Origin of the sequence: Staphylococcus croceilyticus (assembly GCF_002902575.1) — a bacterium.
Lineage (GTDB): Bacteria > Bacillota > Bacilli > Staphylococcales > Staphylococcaceae > Staphylococcus > Staphylococcus croceilyticus.
Window position 1 is genome coordinate 1 of sequence record NZ_PPRD01000057.1, and the last position, 18,427, is coordinate 18,427.

21 protein-coding genes are annotated in these 18,427 nt (G+C 33.5%); 3 read left to right on the forward strand and 18 right to left on the reverse strand.

Annotated elements, in window-relative coordinates:
• Window positions 1-113 precede the first annotated feature (113 nt).
• The 3 genes from CD128_RS07570 to CD128_RS07580 all read right to left on the reverse strand — a co-directional run bounded on the left by CD128_RS07570 (window position 114) and on the right by CD128_RS07580 (window position 2,468).
• A complete protein-coding gene (locus CD128_RS07570) occupies window positions 114-1,322 on the reverse strand; it encodes an NAD(P)/FAD-dependent oxidoreductase (protein ID WP_103329403.1) in 1,209 nt (402 codons plus the stop codon).
• A gap of 528 nt (window positions 1,323-1,850) precedes the next feature.
• Window positions 1,851-2,210, reverse strand: coding sequence for a HesB/IscA family protein (locus tag CD128_RS07575; protein WP_103329404.1), 360 nt, complete (start codon window positions 2,208-2,210; stop codon window positions 1,851-1,853).
• A 12-nt stretch (window positions 2,211-2,222) separates the two neighbouring features.
• Entirely contained in the window at window positions 2,223-2,468 is a 246-nt protein-coding gene (locus CD128_RS07580) for a YuzB family protein (protein WP_103297642.1), read from the reverse strand.
• A gap of 330 nt (window positions 2,469-2,798) precedes the next feature.
• Between CD128_RS07580 and CD128_RS07585 the strand changes: the two genes are divergently transcribed.
• Window positions 2,799-3,863: an NAD(P)/FAD-dependent oxidoreductase gene (locus CD128_RS07585; protein WP_103329405.1), complete on the forward strand. Its 1,065-nt coding sequence runs from the start codon at window positions 2,799-2,801 to the stop codon at window positions 3,861-3,863.
• A gap of 50 nt (window positions 3,864-3,913) precedes the next feature.
• On the opposite strand, the gene CD128_RS07590 is transcribed toward CD128_RS07585, so the two are convergent.
• Window positions 3,914-4,246 carry a YuzD family protein gene (locus CD128_RS07590; protein ID WP_103329406.1) on the reverse strand — a complete coding sequence of 111 codons (333 nt, stop codon included), beginning with the start codon at window positions 4,244-4,246 and terminating at the stop codon, window positions 3,914-3,916.
• A gap of 103 nt (window positions 4,247-4,349) precedes the next feature.
• Here CD128_RS07590 and CD128_RS07595 point away from each other — a divergent pair, with 103 nt between their 5' ends.
• Window positions 4,350-4,592 carry a NifU family protein gene (locus CD128_RS07595; RefSeq protein ID WP_002433501.1) on the forward strand — a complete coding sequence of 81 codons (243 nt, stop codon included), beginning with the start codon at window positions 4,350-4,352 and terminating at the stop codon, window positions 4,590-4,592.
• 381 nt (window positions 4,593-4,973) lie between these two features.
• Here CD128_RS07595 and dltD read toward each other — a convergent pair whose 3' ends face one another.
• The 8 genes from dltD to CD128_RS07635 form a co-directional block, all read right to left on the reverse strand.
• Window positions 4,974-6,158, reverse strand: a complete 1,185-nt coding sequence (gene dltD / locus CD128_RS07600) for a D-alanyl-lipoteichoic acid biosynthesis protein DltD (protein ID WP_103329407.1) — start codon at window positions 6,156-6,158, stop codon at window positions 4,974-4,976.
• Window positions 6,155-6,391: a D-alanine--poly(phosphoribitol) ligase subunit 2 gene (gene dltC / locus CD128_RS07605; RefSeq protein ID WP_103329408.1), complete on the reverse strand. Its 237-nt coding sequence runs from the start codon at window positions 6,389-6,391 to the stop codon at window positions 6,155-6,157. Before dltC ends, dltD begins: the two co-directional genes overlap by 4 nt.
• A gap of 15 nt (window positions 6,392-6,406) precedes the next feature.
• Window positions 6,407-7,621 (reverse strand): D-alanyl-lipoteichoic acid biosynthesis protein DltB, encoded by a 1,215-nt coding sequence (gene dltB, locus CD128_RS07610; RefSeq protein WP_103329409.1) that lies wholly within the window; start codon window positions 7,619-7,621, stop codon window positions 6,407-6,409.
• Window positions 7,618-9,084 carry a D-alanine--poly(phosphoribitol) ligase subunit DltA gene (gene dltA, locus CD128_RS07615; RefSeq protein ID WP_103329410.1) on the reverse strand — a complete coding sequence of 489 codons (1,467 nt, stop codon included), beginning with the start codon at window positions 9,082-9,084 and terminating at the stop codon, window positions 7,618-7,620. Before dltA ends, dltB begins: the two co-directional genes overlap by 4 nt.
• Window positions 9,085-9,098: 14 nt before the next feature.
• Window positions 9,099-9,224 (reverse strand): teichoic acid D-Ala incorporation-associated protein DltX, encoded by a 126-nt coding sequence (locus tag CD128_RS07620; protein ID WP_103297667.1) that lies wholly within the window; start codon window positions 9,222-9,224, stop codon window positions 9,099-9,101.
• Between the two features lie 425 nt (window positions 9,225-9,649).
• Window positions 9,650-10,612 carry a 2-hydroxyacid dehydrogenase gene (locus CD128_RS07625; RefSeq protein ID WP_103329411.1) on the reverse strand — a complete coding sequence of 321 codons (963 nt, stop codon included), beginning with the start codon at window positions 10,610-10,612 and terminating at the stop codon, window positions 9,650-9,652.
• Window positions 10,613-10,630: 18 nt separating this feature from the next.
• The gene (locus CD128_RS07630) at window positions 10,631-11,422 is read right to left on the reverse strand and encodes a TIGR01457 family HAD-type hydrolase (protein ID WP_103329412.1); all 792 of its coding nucleotides are present in this window, start codon (window positions 11,420-11,422) and stop codon (window positions 10,631-10,633) included.
• On the reverse strand, window positions 11,422-11,856 hold the full coding sequence (locus CD128_RS07635) for a DUF86 domain-containing protein (protein WP_103329413.1): 435 nt from the start codon (window positions 11,854-11,856) through the stop codon (window positions 11,422-11,424). Before CD128_RS07635 ends, CD128_RS07630 begins: the two co-directional genes overlap by 1 nt.
• A gap of 101 nt (window positions 11,857-11,957) precedes the next feature.
• Between CD128_RS07635 and CD128_RS07640 the strand changes: the two genes are divergently transcribed.
• Entirely contained in the window at window positions 11,958-12,224 is a 267-nt protein-coding gene (locus tag CD128_RS07640; RefSeq protein ID WP_103329414.1) for a DUF3055 domain-containing protein, read from the forward strand.
• A gap of 71 nt (window positions 12,225-12,295) precedes the next feature.
• Here the strand turns inward: CD128_RS07640 and CD128_RS07645 are convergent, their stop codons facing one another.
• From CD128_RS07645 to CD128_RS07670, 6 genes are all read right to left on the reverse strand, one after another.
• Window positions 12,296-12,691: a YutD family protein gene (locus tag CD128_RS07645; RefSeq protein ID WP_103329415.1), complete on the reverse strand. Its 396-nt coding sequence runs from the start codon at window positions 12,689-12,691 to the stop codon at window positions 12,296-12,298.
• A gap of 102 nt (window positions 12,692-12,793) precedes the next feature.
• Window positions 12,794-13,714, reverse strand: coding sequence for a lipoyl synthase (gene lipA, locus CD128_RS07650; RefSeq protein WP_103329416.1), 921 nt, complete (start codon window positions 13,712-13,714; stop codon window positions 12,794-12,796).
• A 313-nt stretch (window positions 13,715-14,027) separates the two neighbouring features.
• Window positions 14,028-15,347, reverse strand: a complete 1,320-nt coding sequence (locus tag CD128_RS07655; RefSeq protein ID WP_103329417.1) for a bifunctional metallophosphatase/5'-nucleotidase — start codon at window positions 15,345-15,347, stop codon at window positions 14,028-14,030.
• 21 nt (window positions 15,348-15,368) lie between these two features.
• Window positions 15,369-16,196 carry a sulfite exporter TauE/SafE family protein gene (locus tag CD128_RS07660; protein ID WP_103329418.1) on the reverse strand — a complete coding sequence of 276 codons (828 nt, stop codon included), beginning with the start codon at window positions 16,194-16,196 and terminating at the stop codon, window positions 15,369-15,371.
• Between the two features lie 13 nt (window positions 16,197-16,209).
• A complete protein-coding gene (locus CD128_RS07665; RefSeq protein WP_103329419.1) occupies window positions 16,210-17,058 on the reverse strand; it encodes a DUF72 domain-containing protein in 849 nt (282 codons plus the stop codon).
• Between the two features lie 259 nt (window positions 17,059-17,317).
• On the reverse strand, window positions 17,318-18,391 hold the full coding sequence (locus CD128_RS07670) for an NAD(P)H-dependent flavin oxidoreductase (RefSeq protein WP_103329420.1): 1,074 nt from the start codon (window positions 18,389-18,391) through the stop codon (window positions 17,318-17,320).
• Between the last annotated feature and the right edge of the window lie 36 nt (window positions 18,392-18,427).

Genomic DNA, 18,427 nt, shown 5'->3' on the forward strand with positions numbered 1-18,427 from the left:
AAAAAATTATAAAAAAGACAATTTCTATATTATTTCAATAGAAATTGTCTTTATTTACTTATCCAAGAACTTTATGTCCCGGACTCTTCATATTATACTTTTAAAATGACAACTTAGAATTTACCTTTTTTGAATGCTAAGCCTACGCCACCGATTTTGAATACTGCACGAGTATCAATAACTTTTTTCATGAATGCAGCTTTTTTACCAGCAATGTCTCTGCCGTAAACAATACCTACACCATCATGAGAACCTAATGAACATACAGTACCGCGATCTACATATTCAAAGTCAGTTGTAGCTTCACCGTTTAAGATGTTTTTAATGTTTTTAGCAACGTGTTCACCTTGTTGCATAGCGATTTGAGCTGTAGTTGGTAATGGACGTTCTTCACCAGCTGGGATGAATGCAGAACAGTCACCAATTACGAAGATATCATCATGACCTTCGATTGTTAAATCTTGTTTATTGATGATACGACCACGTTTAACGCCTTCGAATGATTCTTCCATTAATTTGCTACCACGAACACCAGCAGCCCATACAGCAGTACCAGCTTCTAATTGTTGTTCTTGGTCGTTAACTTTAACTACGAAACCTTTGTCGTTACAAGCAACGATTGGAGTAGCAATTTTGAATTCAACGCCACGATCTTCTAAGTAGTTTACAGCATAGTTTACTAATTCGTCAGAGAACATTGGTAACATTTTTGGAGCAGCTTCAACACAAGTAATTCTTACTTTGTTTTTGTCTACACCATATTTGTTACATAATTCTGGAATTCTATCAGTTAATTCACCTAAGAATTCGATACCTGTGAAACCAGCACCACCAACTAAGATAGCTAAATCTTTATCGTCTTTTTCTTTTGAAGCTGCATAGTTTGCAAATTTATCTTCAATGTGACGAGATAATCTACGAGCTGTTTCGATGTTTTCAATTTGGAAAGCGTGGTCTTTCATACCGTCGATACCAAATGTTTCACTTTCGAAACCTAAAGCTACTACTAAAATATCGTAATCGTAGATACCATGGTTAGTTTCTACTTTTTTAGCATTACGGTCGATTTTAGTTACTTCAGCGTTGATAAATTTAACTTTATCTTCTTTAATAACACTTTCGATTGGGTAGATTAAATCTTCATAATTTAATGTACCAGCTGAAGCTTCATGTAACCAAGTTGCTTCATAGTGGTATTTATTTTTGTTGATTAAAGTGATATCCGCTTCATCAGCAGAAAGTTCTTTTTGTAATTTAGTTACTGCTTGTAAACCTGCGTAACCAGCACCTAAAACAAGTACTTTTTTACGATCTTGTGCCATTTAATTCACCTAAGCTTTCATTAGTATTTTCTTAAATGTAGATAAAGGCTACAAATTTCAGAACATAACAAAGTTCAGATCTCTCATTAAACATTATAATCATATGCGAGTCTGATAATTCATTTGAAACTTTGCACTTAACCTAATTGTTCATCCCCATTTATAGTCCTAATCAACACTTTTATCTTCCAATATATTTTTTATGAACTTTCATTCACAAAAAAGACAAAGTTCAATCCATATTTAATTTTATAGCTTTTACACTACATTTTCAAGCGACAACAGGACTATACTTTAAATAATTGCATATAAATCTTCAATTTATAATTCTAGAACTTTTTAATAAAATTTATCCACATTTTTCAAAATAAATAATTACAACTATTTGAATGTTTTAAGTATACAGACTGAAAGAAAACCCTTATCAATCAAGGAAACGTAATGGGTAACGAAAGGATTTTACTACGCGTAAATGAGTAAGTTACACATGAGTTGACGAGGAGTGAAAGGGTTTGTCTGCAGTCTGAATTAGCAATTCTCAGGGTTTCCAGCAACCTTCGCCGTTCTAAATGAACTACCACAACCGCATGAAGCAATAGCATTCGGATTATCAATTTGGAAACCGCCACCCATGAGCGATTGTTTAAAATCGATAGTTGTACCATTTAGTACTGGCACATCATATTTATCTACTAATATTTTTAAACCATAGAATTCTAATACTTCATCATTTTCTCCAGGTTGTTCTTCAGCAGACATACCATATGTTAAACCAGTGCATCCTCCACCGTTTACTTTAATTTTTAAATAGCCATCTTCCATATCATTGCTTTTTAACATATCTTTAACTTCGTAAGCAGCAGCTTCTGTTAATGTTACAGTTGACATCACAAATTCCTCCTATAATAAGTTTGTAAAATCATTTTCTTCAATGTGTTTATAAATATTATTTAATAAATCTTCCGGGGTATCACCTTCAACAGTATCACCATCGACTAATGCATACAACCCACACGAACAAACGCCACAGTTGTTTAAACATCCATATTCTAATACATCTACATCTGGGTCATTTTCTAATTTATCGTAAACGTAGTCTCCGCCTTTGGCCATATTCGAAATACAGAACTCGACTAATGGAAACATACTTCACCTTCTTCTTCATTTTTAATTACACTATTATAACAAATCAATGGAGGCCTTGCATTGCCCTAGCTCAATAATGTTATATTTTTAAATTTTCGATTTTAAGTTAATTGGCTTACCACCTAATTGCTTGTATCATACATTTGATTGTAGTCATTTTGAAAAACATATATAATAAAATTATACATAAATCGTGTATTTTATTGTAAGGGGCAATAAAATAACGATTTCGTAATTTGCCACATTTTTCAAACATTCAACACATTCAGAGGTAAATTATTAATTATTTAATATTTTACGGAACTAAAATTATATAGAGGGGTATAGCATATGAAAAATTTAGTATTGCTTGGTGGCGGCTATGGAAATATGCGCATTATGTCACGTATTCTTCCTGATGTCCTTCCACAAGATTACACATTAACACTTATTGATCGCATGCCATTCCATGGATTAAAACCAGAGTTTTACGCTTTAGCGGCAGGGACTAAATCCGATAATGACGTACGTATGAACTTTCCAGACTCTGATCGAATCAATACAATTTACGGGGAAATTAATGATATCGATTTAGAATCTCAAATTGTTTCAGTTGGAAACACTAAAGTAGATTACGACGAACTAGTGATTGGCTTAGGTTGTGAAGATAAATATCATAACGTACCAGGTGCAGAAGAATATACACATAGTATTCAAACATTATCTAAAGCGCGTAAAACATTCCATAGTATTAGTGAATTACCTAAAGGCGCTAGTGTAGGTATCGTAGGTGCTGGTTTAAGTGGCATTGAATTAGCTAGTGAGTTACGTGAAAGTCGCGAAGATTTAGAAGTCATTTTATATGACCGTGGTGAACGTATTTTAAGAAATTTTCCTGAAAAATTAAGTAATTATATTGCGAAATGGTTCCGCGAAAATAATGTTAAAGTGGTACCAAATTCACTAATTGATAAAGTAGAACCGGGTAAAATCTATAATGGTGGTACCCCAGAAGACGTCGACTTGGTTGTGTGGACAGCAGGTATTCAGCCAGTTGAAATTGTAAGAAATTTACCAATTGATATTAATCGAAGTGGTCGCGTGATTATTAACCAATACCACCAAGTTCCTACATATAAAAATGTATACGTCGTGGGAGATTGTGCAGACTTACCACATGCACCGAGTGCACAATTAGCCGAAGTTCAAGGCGACCAAATTGCCGACGTACTTAAAAAACAATGGAATAATGAACCCCTACCTGAAAAAATGCCAGAACTTAAAGTTCAAGGTTTCTTAGGTTCATTAGGAGAGAAAAAAGGTTTCGCCTATATCATGGATCGCACCGTTACTGGTCGCTTAGCTCACATCCTTAAATCAGGCGTACTATGGTTATATAAATATCATAACGGTTAATATTAAAGCGCAATTCATCATTGAATGAGAATTGCGCTTTTATTATCTAGTTATTCATTATCTTTATTTGCGAAATGTTTGTCAACAAAGTTTGTAATTTGCTTTGTTTGAATGTAACCATCTGCTACATATTCGTCGTTCATAGTGATTAATGGATAGAAGAGTTCATCTTCTTCAATTTGCTCGATATATTGTTGATCATGATCACTAAGATTTTCAGTTTCATTTTGAAAATCAATATACGTATATTCAAAATGAATATCTGGATATTTACGTTCTAGTAATGGTTTTAACCACTCGTAAGTATTTTTAGAGGTTGGTGCATTCACACAACTTGCACAAACAACATCTGCGCCATATACGACAACACTCACTTTAGTCATACTCAAATCCCCCGTTTTGTATTATAGATTTTTCTTTCTTTATCTATTATAATAAATTAATAATGAAATTATGAAGTAATTTACTTGAAAGGAGACATATCTCATGCCTACTGAGAATGCAACAATGTTTGATCAAGTAGCTGAAGTTATTGAACGTTTACGTCCTTTTTTATTACGTGATGGCGGAGACTGCACATTAGTAGATGTTGAAGACGGCATCGTGAAATTACAATTACACGGAGCTTGCGGTACTTGTCCAAGCTCAACAATCACATTAAAAGCTGGTATTGAACGTGCATTACACGAAGAAGTTCCAGGCGTTATCGAAGTAGAACAAGTATTCTAAAACGCCTCATATATAGACCAAAAGTCATAGGAAAGAGCATACGCCCTCTCCTATGACTTTTTTGTTTTTATAATACTTATTAAAGAACATAAGTGCGCGTCTTTTTATGTAAGGCGTTCTAAGATAGATAACGAAACGTAATTGCGTAGACTCCTAGGGGAGCAGTGTATTTAATGAACCTAAGTGCTATGGCACTTAGGTAAGTAGTTCTAATGATTAAAATCAAAGAACTGCTTTAGAGACGGCACCTCTGGAAAGCTTAGCAACTTAAGTGAGTGCATACCTATCTAAGAACGCCTTTACATATGGTATTTTTATAGATAAAAAAACTGCCAACAAAATCAGAAACTTTGTCGACAGTCTTTACTAATACGTTTATTATTAATTTTCTTGATGTTGATGATGCTTTTCATCTTTAGCTTTATCGTCTTGCATATGTTGAGCGATATGTTGGTTCATGTAACCCCAACCTTTCCAACCTACATGCACTACATCACTTAATACATATTTTTCATAGTCTTTATCAGACATATCGTAAACCTTGCCACCATGATCAACTACAGTTTTATGAATTTTGTTATAAACTGGTTCACGCGTTGAACGGTGAATGCCTAAATGATCATACCACTTACCGTTAACTGGTAGAATGACATATTGAACGTCCGCACCAGCTTTATGCATTGTATCAACAAGTAATGATAAATCATTGAACTCTGGAGAGTTCATCTTGAACTCATATTTACGATGATTCATTGGTTTCTTAGTTGTTAATTGTTTCCAGTATTCATTACGAATACCGTATTTGTTAGAAGTTGAGCGTTTTTCTCCTAATTGAACACCTTTGTCTCGCATAGTATCCCAAGACACATTAGGTTCTGTAATAGGATGGACGTGTTCTAATGGTGATTTATTTAAAGAGAAATAAGATTTAATTGCTTCAATTTTAAGAAGTTGATTCTGTTTAAACTTAGAAACATATTGACCTTTCACTTCTCCAGGATGTTTAGCTTGTTCTTTTAAATATGCTTTATTTGAAGCACTTTTAAATTGTAATAAACGCTTAGCATAACGTTGTTTTAATTCTGCAGGCATATCTTTTTGTTGGAAAATCTGATCAATTTGATTTGCTGTTGTACGTGCTGCAAAGTCTCTATCATTTACACCATGGGTACTAAACCATTGAGGTGAAATGATAAACGTCATTTTTTTACCTTTTAACTGGTCATATTGACCTGCTAATTCAATCGCATTGATTAAATCAGTGTTACCTCCTGTACCTACTAAGAAAACAGGTTTCGTCCCTTTTCTATGATTTAAAGCAAGGGCCGGGTTAAACGGGTCTTGTTTGTTCAATTCACTTGAACCATAAATTGGATAATACTTGTCACTGCTAAACAGTTTATTTTGAATGAGCGTACCTTTAAGTACTTGATCTGTTAAAGAAATTCTATTATCAGCAACTGTTTTGTTTGATACTAAACCAGTAAACCAGCTTGCTGGCATTAGAACAAAAGCTAAGAATAACAAGCCACTGATAATAATTGGTAAAAACGGTTTTAATTTCATCGTAATTCTGCTAATGCTTCAACAATTTTATTAGGAGTTGCCCACTCATCACGATCAAAGTCCATAATTGATACTTCAATACCTAATCTATTTTGAATCTCAAGTAATAAACCAACTGTTTGGAAAGAATCAATAATACCTTCTTCAAAGATCTCTACGTCTGGGTTTTCTTTTACAATATCGTTTTCCGCAACATCAGCTAATACATCTAATACTTGTTCTCTAAATTCCATAATTAATTACTCCTTTTAAATTAATTTTCCTGAAAAGATTAAAAATCCAAATGCTACAAAATGGAATGTGATGATGATACTTAAAGCAGTAGTGAAACCATTTTGCCAACGTGGTGGATGTTTCTTTCTCCAACGTTCATAGTAACCGTAACCGATAAACATTAATCCGTGATAGATACCATAAACAATATAGAATACTTCTAAACCATGCCACACGCCCATGATAAAGAAGTTTAAGAAGAATGCAAAGTTAGACATTGCAAATTGATTCTTCATTAATTTCTTACGTGACATGTAGAATAATGTACGCATATATACACAGTCTCTAAACCAGAATGATAATGACATATGCCATCTATTCCAGAAATCTTTAATGTTACGTGCTTTAAACGGTTGTTTAAAGTTAGGTGGTGTATTAATACCGTACAAGTAACTCACTGCTACAGCGAACAAACTGTAACCTGCAAAGTCAAAGAATAAATAGAAACTATACGCATACATGTATAACCATTTATGTGTAAATCCATGTAAGTTCATTGTTAATGGCTGGATTGCGTATACATTAATTAAGTACGCAATAATATATTTATATAGGAAACCAAGCATAATCATATGAATGGCTTTTATTACCATTTCTCTATATTGATCTCCAGTTGGTACTTTCTTATCGTCTTTAACGAAACGTTTGTAACGGTCAATTGGTCCAGAAGATACGGTTGGGAAGAATGAAATAAATTGAATTAATTTCCCTACTTTAATCTCTTTAATTGAACCGTCTCTAATCTCCATAATAAGTTGAATACTTTTGAAAGTAACGTAGGAAATACCTAAGAATCCTACGAATTCAATTAATTTATGTTCATGGAAATGAATTTGATGTCCACCTAACCATGAACTTTGTAAAACTTTAACAATCGCAAGCGGTAAAATAGATAAAATCATTACTATGACAAATTTACTAAATGTGTTGTTCTTTTGACGTGACTTGTAATAAGCCATAATTAACGCCACTTGCCAAATTAGATAAATGACAAAACTTAGTAATTGAATACTTAAATATTTATTACCAAATAAGTTATGTTTATCTGAAGCAAAAATGATAACAATCATAATTGCTGTACTAATACCATTATAGATATAACTTCGCTTACCTAAAAAACCGAGTATAATCACAGGTAAAAGTACAATAAACGCAATTAAGAAGAAGGTAAACGTACCATAAGGAATCATGCGTCAATATCCTTTGCAACTTGTTTACGATCTAGTTTCCCATTTGAAGTCAATGGAAGTTGTTCCATCCAAACAAATTTTCTCGGAATCATATATTCAGGTAAGCGAGATTTTAGCTCGGATTTAATTGCTCTTGTCATTTCTAAATCATTTTCCACTTTTTCAGTTGGTACTACTGCACCAACTAAATATACCACTTTGTCATTTTTATAAATTGGTACAACCACTGTCTCTCTCACATATTGTAATTGACGTAATTGTGTTTCAATTTCTTCAAGTTCCATACGGTAACCATTTAATTTAATTTGGAAATCAATACGTCCTTGGATAAACCAATTGCCATCTTTTTCAACTGCTTTATCGCCCGTATGATATGTGCGAATACCATCTTCGAAATTGAATACCGCTTCTGTTTTTTCTTTATTCTTCAAATAACCTAAACTTACACTATTTCCTTTAATAACAAGTTCACCTTCATCTGTTGTTGATAAAGATGTGTTAGGTCTAGCCACACCAACAGGTAGTGGATTATATTGTTCAAGTATTTCAGGCGTAATCTTCACACCTGTTACAGCAACAGTCGCTTCTGTAGGGCCATAAGTATTATATATAACCGCATTGGGATATCTATCCACTAACGCTTTAGCAGTTCTGTGCGGTAAGATCTCTCCACAGAAGAAGAAATGATTTAAACTTGGATAATCATTTCCATTTAAGTTTGGAAGTAATAAACACATTTCCATAAATGAAGGTGTTGATACCCATGCGTTAATTGGTGTATTAACTAACATTTCATTTAATAATTTAGGTTTATTAATCATTTCTTTATCTACTAAGTTTAAAGTTCCACCAGAAGTTAAACATGGATAAATTGCCATTACAGATAAATCAAATGAGAAAGGTGCTTGGTTAAGCCATTCTTGTGGTCCATTTGGTTCATTTGATTCATTTAATGATACCATCCACTCCGCAAACTCTACTAAACTAGCGTATTCAATTTGAACACCTTTAGGTTTGCCAGTTGATCCAGAAGTAAAGATAGTATAAACCACATCGTTCGGTGACATTTGACTATCAAAAATAGTTGGATTATCTGATTGTTGAATATCATTAATAGTAATTTCTTGTGCTGAATGATTTACTATTGTTTCTTCAGATGTATTTAAAATAAATTGTGGTTGAACTTTTTCAATAATCATTTGTACACGTTCTTGAGGTACAGATGTGTCAATTGGTACATAACCACAACCTGCTTTAATTGCACCAATCATCCCTACTAACATATAAGGTGACATATGACCATAAATAACTAATGGTTTTTGTGTATCTTGAAGCAAATGTGCTAACTTGCTTGATTCATCAATTAATTGTTGATACGTTAATTCATCTTCTTTATGTCTAATCGCTATACGGTCAGGATTTTTTTGACCAAAGTCATTAATTAAATTGATAATATCTGACATAATTTAACTCCTTATTAGAATTCATTATAAATGAAATTATTCTGTGTATCGCCTGAACCATATATTAGGTACAGTGCTATAAAAATCGCTAAATATAATATCGTTAATAAATAAGGCTTAGCTTTTTCGAAATAAAGCATCGCTTTACTAGGATTAGTATTGGTTTTCTTTTCTTTCAATGGCGTATTGCACCTCACAATTAATTACTTATAAATATTATTAAAAGCTGTTTCCAGAAAGAAGTTGAAATCACAAAATATAATTTACGTATTTTATTTTTACACTTCATTATAAGCAATATATTTTTTTCAAAGCAATCTATTTTTTAAATATATTTTTTATGTCCATTTGTTCAAATTGCGTTATATAGAATTATTTTTCAAAATTAATTTATAAAATAACTTTCTTCTTTACTCTTTAATTCGAACTTAAATGATAATAATTATAATAGTACTAAATGCGCTTTATCACAATTACATACTGTCTAACAAAACTGTTAGATTCAAAAATAAAAACTTCCTATTCTCCTATATAAAATGATATAGAGAATAAGAAGCTTTCTTTACTAGTTATGAACTTGAGTTAACGGTTGTTCTCCATGTATCACCGCTTTAATATTGTCTATACATAGTTGAATCATGCGATCTCTCGTCACTACTGAAGCACTACCAATGTGCGGTAAAATAACTGCATTTCTCATTCTTAATAATGGATGATCGAGTCTAATAGGTTCTTCGCGTAAGACATCAAGACCACAGCCACCGATTTGATGGTGCTCAAGTGCTTCAATTAATGCCTCTTCATCCACGATAGCCCCTCTACCAATATTGATAAAGATAGCATCATTTTTCATTTTTGAAAATGCAGTTGCATTAAATTTATTAGCTGTCTCAGTAGTCAATGGTGCTGTACAAACTACAAAGTCACTATGTTCTAGCAACTCATCAAATGATACATATTGCGTATTTAATTGTTGCTCAGCGTCTTCATGTCTTGAACGATTATGATACAAAATTTTTGTATTAAAACCTTGAAGACGTCGCGCAAAACTTTTACCAATCTCGCCCATGCCATAAATACCTACTGTCGAACCATGGACATCTTTACCAGATAATAAATATGGTCCCCAACTTTTCCAGTTGCCTTCTTGAACATAATGTTCCGCTTCAATAATACGTCGCGCAACCGTGAGCATTAAGGTAAATCCTAACTCAGCAGTTGTTTCGGTTAATACATCGGGTGTATTCGTAACGACAATATCATGTTTCGTCGCACTAGCAACGTCAATATTGTCATAACCGACTGCCATATTCGCAATAATTTTAAGATGTTTAGCATGTTTCAAAGATTCTTCATCTATCTTTTCACTTAGTGTAATAAAACAAGCAGTTGCCTCTTCTAATTCTTTTAAAAATTGTTTTCTGGGCATAGGTTCAAATTCTTCGTCCCACATTTGAACGTCACCAAACTGTTTTAACTGTTGAACAAATTTATCTGGAATTTTACGTGTGACTAATATTTTATCCATAACCCCGTCACTCCTTTTTTATTCTTCTGCTGCTTTTTCTAACTCTTCAATAGCAACATTTAAATCTTTAAATGAGTACGTTGGTTGTTGATCCTTCTCTTGTAATTCTTCATATGATGTTACGCCTGTTTGAACATGAATCGTATCTACACCTACATTAATACCTGACATAATATCTGTATCATAAAGGTCCCCGACCATCGCAACATCTGATTTATCTAATTTTAAAATATCTAAAGCGATGTCCATAATGACGGGTTCAGGTTTCCCAATAAATTGAGGTTGTTGTCCAGTTGATACACTTACGACACTTGTAATTGCACCATTACCAGGTAAGAAACCTCTTTCTTTAGGAATGGAAACATCAGGGTTAGTTGAAATAAACTTAGCACCTTGGCGTACCGCTAAAGTGGCAACAGCTAATTTTTCATATGTTACTTTTTCATCAAGACCAATTGCTACATAGTCTACATGTTCATCATCTTTAACGGTTAATCCTGCTTCAGTTAAAGCAGTTCTTAACCCGCTACCACCGAGCATATAAACAGTAGCGTCGCTTTTTTCATCAGCAATAAAATTAGCAGTAGCTAACGCAGATGTTACAACTTCCTCAGGTTTAGCATCTATCTTCATTTCTTTTAATTTCTGAGTTACTTCTTCGGGTGTTTTAGTAGAGTTATTCGTTACATATAAATGTGGAATGTCATGTTGATTTAAGTAATCAATGAATTGAGCTGCACCATCAATTTCATCTGTCCCTAAATACATTGTGCCATCCAAATCAATTAAATAACCTTTATAGTTCTTCATTACTGGTTGCCTCCCTTTCCAAAAGCAGTTACTGGAACATTTTCTTTTTCAAGAAATTCCATGACCTCTTGAATGAATCGTTCATAATAAGGTAATGCTTTATCAAAAAGTGGTTGAATCGCATCACTATCAAGCTCAGTATAGTTATGAGCAAACTGCTTTCTAACCTCTACGGTTTCGTTAATATGTTGTTGTGTTTCTTTAGTAATGACACCCTCTAATTCCAAGATATCGATCACGTCTTTATAATTACCTGGATCTCTTAAGATAAAACCATCAATAATCATATTACCTATATCTACTGAAGACTCAATTAACATTTGAGCAATACGCTCAAAAGAATAATGATTTGATTTATTTGTTTCATAGTCTTTAGTTAATTGATTTAAATAGCTAAGTTTTAAATTTAATTTATCTTTATCAACAAAATACATGTCAGTCACCTCTTAATATCTCTATCATATCACAGTTTTGCATAGGTCTTCATTTGTCGTTATACTTAATTTAAAAATGAGAAAAAAGGAGTTTTACTCTTATGATAGATATGTTTTTATATGATGACGAAGAACAAAGCCAAGTACAATTTGTAGGTTTTGTCGGTGAACATAGCCGTTATGATCTAATGTTAATACAAACAGACCGTCATTATGGTAAAACGCTTGTTTTGAATATGCAAAACAATAAATTCGGTATTATTGGAACTGACGACATTGAAGAAGAAGGCTATATTGCACATATTTTAGGCGTGACCCAAGAAGAAAGTGATGAAATCATTGAATATCTTAATCAAGTTATCCAATAAAAAATAAAAAGGAAGTCGGACATAAATCATTTTTTCAAAAGATTTCTGACCCACTTCCATTTTTTATGCGCTTATTCATCATTGCGTTTCTTTTCAACATTCTGAATGGTTGGTTTAATTTTTACATCATGTAATTTATCTTCTTTATCTGCTATGACGTCTTCTTGTTCTTTATCTAAATGTGTAACTTCTTTATTTGATAAATGTCTGACTACAAAATATGGACATCCAAAATTGCAATATTCCAAAATGTAGTCTTGGATACTAGAGAAACGTTTAGATATTTCCGCTTTTTTGTTTGAATCTTTATAAAAACCTTTTAAACGTAATTGATCGTACCCGAAGTCACCTACTACAAAATCATACTTATCTAATATATCAGAATACCTTGAGGCAAAGAGTTCTTCATCAAAGCAATCTCTGTAATCTTCAATTAATTCAAAATACTGCTGATCCACTTTAATCATCACTTGTCACCTTTATTCCATATAATAAAAACTTAGATTACACGATTTCTTTTTGAAATGTGCAACCTAAGCTCTTAAATTGTTTTATTTAAACGTTTTTAATTACTTTTGTTGTAATTGTTCTTCACCTAAACGGTGTTTTTCTTTAGCTGCTTCATTTACTTGTTCATCAGCGTGATATGAACTACGTACCATTGGGCCAGCTTCACAATGTTTGAAGCCTTTTTCCATAGCTACTTTTCTTAATTTACCAAATTCTAATGGTGTATAATATTTTTCTACTTTTAAATGCTTACGTGATGGTTGTAAATATTGACCAATCGTTAAGATATCAACATCATTAGCACGAAGATCATCCATTGTTTCATAGATTTCTTCAATAGTTTCACCTAAACCAACCATTAAACTTGATTTAGTTGGAATATCTTGTTGTAATTCTTTAGAACGACGTAAGAATTCTAAAGTTCTATCATAAGTCGCACGCGCACGAACTCTTGGCGTTAAACGACGAACTGTTTCGATATTGTGGTTTAAAATATCTGGTTTTGAAGCCATTAATGTTTCAAGCGCTTCATAATCCCCACCCATATCTGATGGTAAGATTTCAATTGTAGTGAACGGATTACGCGCACGTACTTTACGTACTGTTTCCGCATAAACGTTAGAACCTGCATCTCTTAAATCATCACGAGCAACTGCTGTAATAACAACGTGTTTTAAATTCATTAATTCTACTGATTCTGCTACACGTTCTGGTTCATTTAAGTCTAATTCGTTTGGTAATCCAGTTTTTACCGCACAGAAACGACATGCTCTTGTACATACTGCCCCTAAAATCATAAACGTAGCAGTACGTCTGGCACCCCAACATTCATGTATGTTTGGACATTTAGCTTCTTCACATACTGTATGTAGATTTTTTTCTCGCATCATCTTCTTGAGGCCAATATAGTTCTCATTCGTGTTAAGCTTTATTTTCAACCAATCTGGTTTACGTAAGATTTCTTCATTTTTAGTAGCCATAACAACGCATACCCTCCTGTATAATCTATCTTTTCCTATTATAACGAAATTTACATTAAATTAAAATGTAATAACTTATAAAATTAAAATAAAAGACTGTAGACAAACACTTTCACTCTTCGTCACCTTATGCGTAATTTGCTCATTTACACATAATAAACTCCCTTCATTACACATTACGTTTTTTCGATTGAGAAGCATTTTCTTACAGTCTTTTCACATAAAACAATCTAGACCAATAAAAAATTTATTTACCAATCTTACAGGTTTTCATTTTTATTTATGAAAAGGTATTAATTTTTTAGTTATTCATTTACATTTCTAGCAATTTTTCTTTGAAAATATCTCTTAAAAATTCTGGCATTAAATAATCAATTGATTTCCCTTTTAATAGAGGGAAATAACGACCAAAAGTATACATATCAACAGTACCTAAAACATAATTGCCATCTTCTTCAATTTCTTCTCCATTAATAAAGAAACGATTTTCTGATTCAATAAAGCCACAGTTATATAAGATGTAACCACCAAAGATATCGCCTCTAAAGCCAAGTCCTTGAACATGTTCATGCATATATTCTTGTTTTTGACTCTTAATAATGACTTTTTTTAAATCTGCACCTTTAAGTCTCACTCTCACTAAATTAATTGGATGTGGCAACATTTTATGAATATCGTATTCTGTCACTTTATCCGCTTCAATTCCATCGACAATTAACCCTGCATTAATAATAGTACAATCCGCATTGGTGAATTCAAATACACTTTCAGCTAATAAATATGTTGTTTCTGTAATAACGTCAGTTTTGCTAAGTAGTTTCACTGGATGATCTATCACTGGGTCACTTAAAAGTGCTTTACCTTCATTTTCAAAATCTGTATCAACTAAAGGTAACGTTTCGACAGGATGTAGAATCGCCTCTTTCGAAATAACTTTCTTATCTTCAATAGTTAAGTTGACTTCGCCTAAATAGTATCCATACTTCCCAGCAGCCGCCATTAACACACCATTATTGATTTCGCCTTCATCAAAATGATGATGCGTATGACTACCTAAAATGACGTCAATTTCTGGAATTTCTTGGCATAATTTCTCATCAAAGAACACACCAACATGGCTCATAACGATAAGAACATCATATTGACCTTGTCTTTGCGCAATTTCATCTTTCATCGCTTCTAAAGGATCAGTCACAAGCCAATCTAACGCACGGTAAAATGGCGTAAACGGTGCTGTTGCTGCTACAAATAAGAAACGCACACCTTCAATTTCTTTAATAGACGAGGTCGCAATATTATGAGGTAAGTGGCCTTCTTCATCAATCACATTAGTACAAATAACTTCAAATTTAGCGTCATTATATAAATTGTTTAACGCTTCATGAGAAATCGTCATACCTTCATTGTTACCAATTGTTGCAATATCGCAATGTGCTGCATTAAGTAGTTCTACATTCTTTTTACCTAAAGTGGCTTCTGTCACTGGCGCTGATAAATCTACATGGTCGCCAATATCTAGATATAACGAGGGGTGTTGAAGTTTAGGTCTATGTTCCGCCATATATGATGTGATGCGTGCATATTCTTTTAAATGACTATGAATGTCATTTGAATGATAAATAGTTAACTTCACTTAAATTCCCCCTATATTTATTTAAAGAAAAGATTTAATAATTAAATATATACCCATAATCAGCATCACTGTACGCAATAACATGACTACTGTTTCTGACTTAATCGAGCGATTCACACGTACACCGATTTGAGCACCTATGTAACTTGAAATAATTAAGACAATTGAATATGACCATGCGACATGTCCTTGAATAATGTGTCCAATCGAACTCATGACACTTGAGAAGAAAATCATCATCATACTTGTGCCCACTGCAACATGAGGTGGAAATCTAAAGACAATTAACATTAATGGCGTCATTAACGCCCCGCCACCTATACCAAATAAGCCCGTTAGCACTCCAATAAATAATGTTGCGAAAAACGCAAAGAGCGGTGGCACGCTATAATGATATGTTTTTCCTTCAGCATCTACATACGTTTTACGGTACTTTTCTTTGTCAAAAATTTTAAATGGCTTAATTTTATGACGTACCATAAGTAAAATAGCAACAAAAATCATAAAAATACCAAAGTATAAATTAAAAGAGTCTAACGTTAAATAACGACTGATAAAAGATCCAATTAATGAACCTGGTAATAAACCAAATAAAAAGATAGAACCATTCTTAATATCTACTTGCTTCGTTTTCAAATATCCAATAGAAGAAGACAGTCCTGTAACAATTAAAATTAAGGAAGATGTCCCAATTGCGATTTGAGTGGTAATCCCATGTAACAAATGATGATTAACGCCTAAATACACTAAAGTTGGCACGATAATAATACCGCCGCCTATACCTACCAGTGAACCGAGCACAGCTGATAATAAACCGATTAAAACTAATAAAATAATTGTTAATAACACTATATTTCGCCTCTTAGAATAATTTTAATTGTTGGGGGGCTAAGCCTGTGTATTCTATATCTAATATATCTTGATACATCTTTGCATTTTGCGCTGCATGGCCACCTGAATTATTGTTAAATATCACATAAACTTTTTTAGCTTTCTGTTCTAATATTTTAACTTTATTCGCTAAATCTGTAAGTTCTTCCTTATTATAATCATATAAATAACGCACATCTCGCCATTCTTGATCCGTCATATCCTTTTTCGTCCATCCTTGTTTGTTTCTACCGTGATAACGCACAAAAGCTTTATCAGCAGTAATACGATTAACCAATGGCACCGAACCTTCTTTCACTTGCGGTTCATCTACAACGGCATGAATAATCTGATATTCCGTTAAAAATGCTAACGTCTGTTCTTTAAATTGGTCATTAAACCAAGACTGATGTCTAAATTCAACGCACATGGGAATATTTTTCAGTTGTTCTCGCACATACAAAATATAATTAATATTCTGCGTTGTACAATCAAACCATGGTGGAAATTGCACTAACACCATTGCTAATTTTTGATGTTCTATAAGCGGTTGAAGCATCAGTTTAAATTGCTCAAATAATTCTTGTCGAGAATCAGCAAACGCTTTATAGTCGGCATGTAGTGTCAATGCCTGATGGATTTTCACGACAAATTCAAAACGATCCGGCGTTTCTTTAATCCACTTCTGTATATTTCGTTCCGATTGGATGGCATAATAAGAGGCATCCAGCTCAACAAGCGGAAAGTGACCCGCATATGTCTTTAACTTATCCGATTGTCGCTCCATATCCTCATACAATGAGTAGTGATCTCCCCACCCAGTAAGACCTATATTAATCATTTTTTATCACCAGCTTTATGATACCATATTCATTTTTAAGTTATCACTTGTTCAATCCTAACTTTACATTTTCTTATTATTTTGGAAAAATGCAGACCCCTACACTTGAATGTTAGTAATAAAATGTGAGTTAAAAAGATAGAAAGAAAACTCTTGCCACGAAATACGTAACGACAGGAGTTTACTACAGATGAAGAACCTATGAACGTATAAATTGCTACATGTGAAAGAGATTGGTTATAGTCACTTTTTCTAAAAACTACGCCATAATCCCAACTAAATCCTTAACCTGCTTAACAAGATTATCCATTAATTGATCCACATGTTGCGCCGTAGCTAGACGTGGCGATTGACCACTCCATATATGCGTCCATTCCTTATTGCCATTAGAAGCGGCACTCTTGCGAATTGAATTGGTCAACTGATTCTGCACTGGATACGGAAGAATTTCTCCATCATATTGGTTCATCTCTTTTACAAAGTCATTATTCACACCACGCGCGAATTTACCACTAAAGACATTCGTAACTACTGTATCCGTTTCTACACTATTAAGAATTGTCTGTTTCACCACACTATTAGCGCCACTCTCTTTCGCTGTTAAAAAGGCGGTACCCATCTGCACACCTTGTGCACCAAGAACTAAACTTGCAACAATACCTCGTCCATCCATAATTCCACCTGCAGCTACAACCGGTATAGACACATGGTCAACCATTTGAGGAACGAGTGACATGGTACCAATAAGTGCCTGCTGTTGCTGAGGATGAGGTAAAAATGAACCTCTATGTCCGCCCGCTTCGCTACCTTGAGCAACGACTACATCCATGCCTGCACGCTCATTTTCAACCGCTTCTTCTACAGTCGTGGCAGTTCCCACTAATATGATATTCGCTTGTTTAAGCTTCTTAATAATATTCTGTTCAGGAATACCAAAAGTAAAACAACATGCCGGTACTTGATGCTTAATGACAATATCAATCGCATTCATGAATTGTTGTTCTTCTGTAATATTGACTGTAGGTTCTTCTAAATTTAATGCTCGACGATAAGGTTTTAACCAAGCATTCATATGCTCAACTTGTTGTGGAGAATAGTCATTATGCCCCGGCACAAACAAGTTCACCCCAAACGGTTTAGATGTTAATGACTGAACACTTTGAATTTCCTCTTCAAGTTTCTCTGCTGACATATAGCCAGCCCCAATCGTACCTAATGCACCTTTGTTACTCACTGAAGCAACCAACTCCGGCGTTGTACTACCTGCCATGCCTGCTTGAATGATTGGGTATTGAACGTTTAACGTTTTTGTTAATTGATTGTAATACCACATTTTAACGTCACCTTCTCTATTTTTAGTGGATATTAT

Excerpts from the sequence above, each read along its gene's own strand:
- CD128_RS07645 (WP_103329415.1), bottom strand. The coding sequence starts at position 12,691 with ATGATTAAAGTGGATCAGCAGTATTTTGAATTAATTGAAGATTACAGA.
- dltD (WP_103329407.1), bottom strand. The coding sequence starts at position 6,158 with ATGAAATTAAAACCGTTTTTACCAATTATTATCAGTGGCTTGTTATTC.
- CD128_RS07635 (WP_103329413.1), bottom strand. The coding sequence starts at position 11,856 with ATGTATTTTGTTGATAAAGATAAATTAAATTTAAAACTTAGCTATTTA.
- CD128_RS07630 (WP_103329412.1), bottom strand. The coding sequence starts at position 11,422 with ATGAAGAACTATAAAGGTTATTTAATTGATTTGGATGGCACAATGTAT.
- CD128_RS07590 (WP_103329406.1), bottom strand. The coding sequence starts at position 4,246 with ATGACTAAAGTGAGTGTTGTCGTATATGGCGCAGATGTTGTTTGTGCA.
- CD128_RS07570 (WP_103329403.1), bottom strand. The coding sequence starts at position 1,322 with ATGGCACAAGATCGTAAAAAAGTACTTGTTTTAGGTGCTGGTTACGCA.
- lipA (WP_103329416.1), bottom strand. The coding sequence starts at position 13,714 with ATGGCTACTAAAAATGAAGAAATCTTACGTAAACCAGATTGGTTGAAA.
- dltA (WP_103329410.1), bottom strand. The coding sequence starts at position 9,084 with ATGTCAGATATTATCAATTTAATTAATGACTTTGGTCAAAAAAATCCT.
- CD128_RS07625 (WP_103329411.1), bottom strand. The coding sequence starts at position 10,612 with ATGGATAAAATATTAGTCACACGTAAAATTCCAGATAAATTTGTTCAA.
- CD128_RS07620 (WP_103297667.1), bottom strand. The coding sequence starts at position 9,224 with ATGCTTTATTTCGAAAAAGCTAAGCCTTATTTATTAACGATATTATAT.
- CD128_RS07580 (WP_103297642.1), bottom strand. The coding sequence starts at position 2,468 with ATGTTTCCATTAGTCGAGTTCTGTATTTCGAATATGGCCAAAGGCGGA.
- CD128_RS07640 (WP_103329414.1), top strand. The coding sequence starts at position 11,958 with ATGATAGATATGTTTTTATATGATGACGAAGAACAAAGCCAAGTACAA.
- CD128_RS07575 (WP_103329404.1), bottom strand. The coding sequence starts at position 2,210 with ATGTCAACTGTAACATTAACAGAAGCTGCTGCTTACGAAGTTAAAGAT.
- CD128_RS07595 (WP_002433501.1), top strand. The coding sequence starts at position 4,350 with ATGCCTACTGAGAATGCAACAATGTTTGATCAAGTAGCTGAAGTTATT.
- CD128_RS07670 (WP_103329420.1), bottom strand. The coding sequence starts at position 18,391 with ATGTGGTATTACAATCAATTAACAAAAACGTTAAACGTTCAATACCCA.
- dltB (WP_103329409.1), bottom strand. The coding sequence starts at position 7,621 with ATGATTCCTTATGGTACGTTTACCTTCTTCTTAATTGCGTTTATTGTA.
- CD128_RS07665 (WP_103329419.1), bottom strand. The coding sequence starts at position 17,058 with ATGATTAATATAGGTCTTACTGGGTGGGGAGATCACTACTCATTGTAT.
- dltC (WP_103329408.1), bottom strand. The coding sequence starts at position 6,391 with ATGGAATTTAGAGAACAAGTATTAGATGTATTAGCTGATGTTGCGGAA.
- CD128_RS07585 (WP_103329405.1), top strand. The coding sequence starts at position 2,799 with ATGAAAAATTTAGTATTGCTTGGTGGCGGCTATGGAAATATGCGCATT.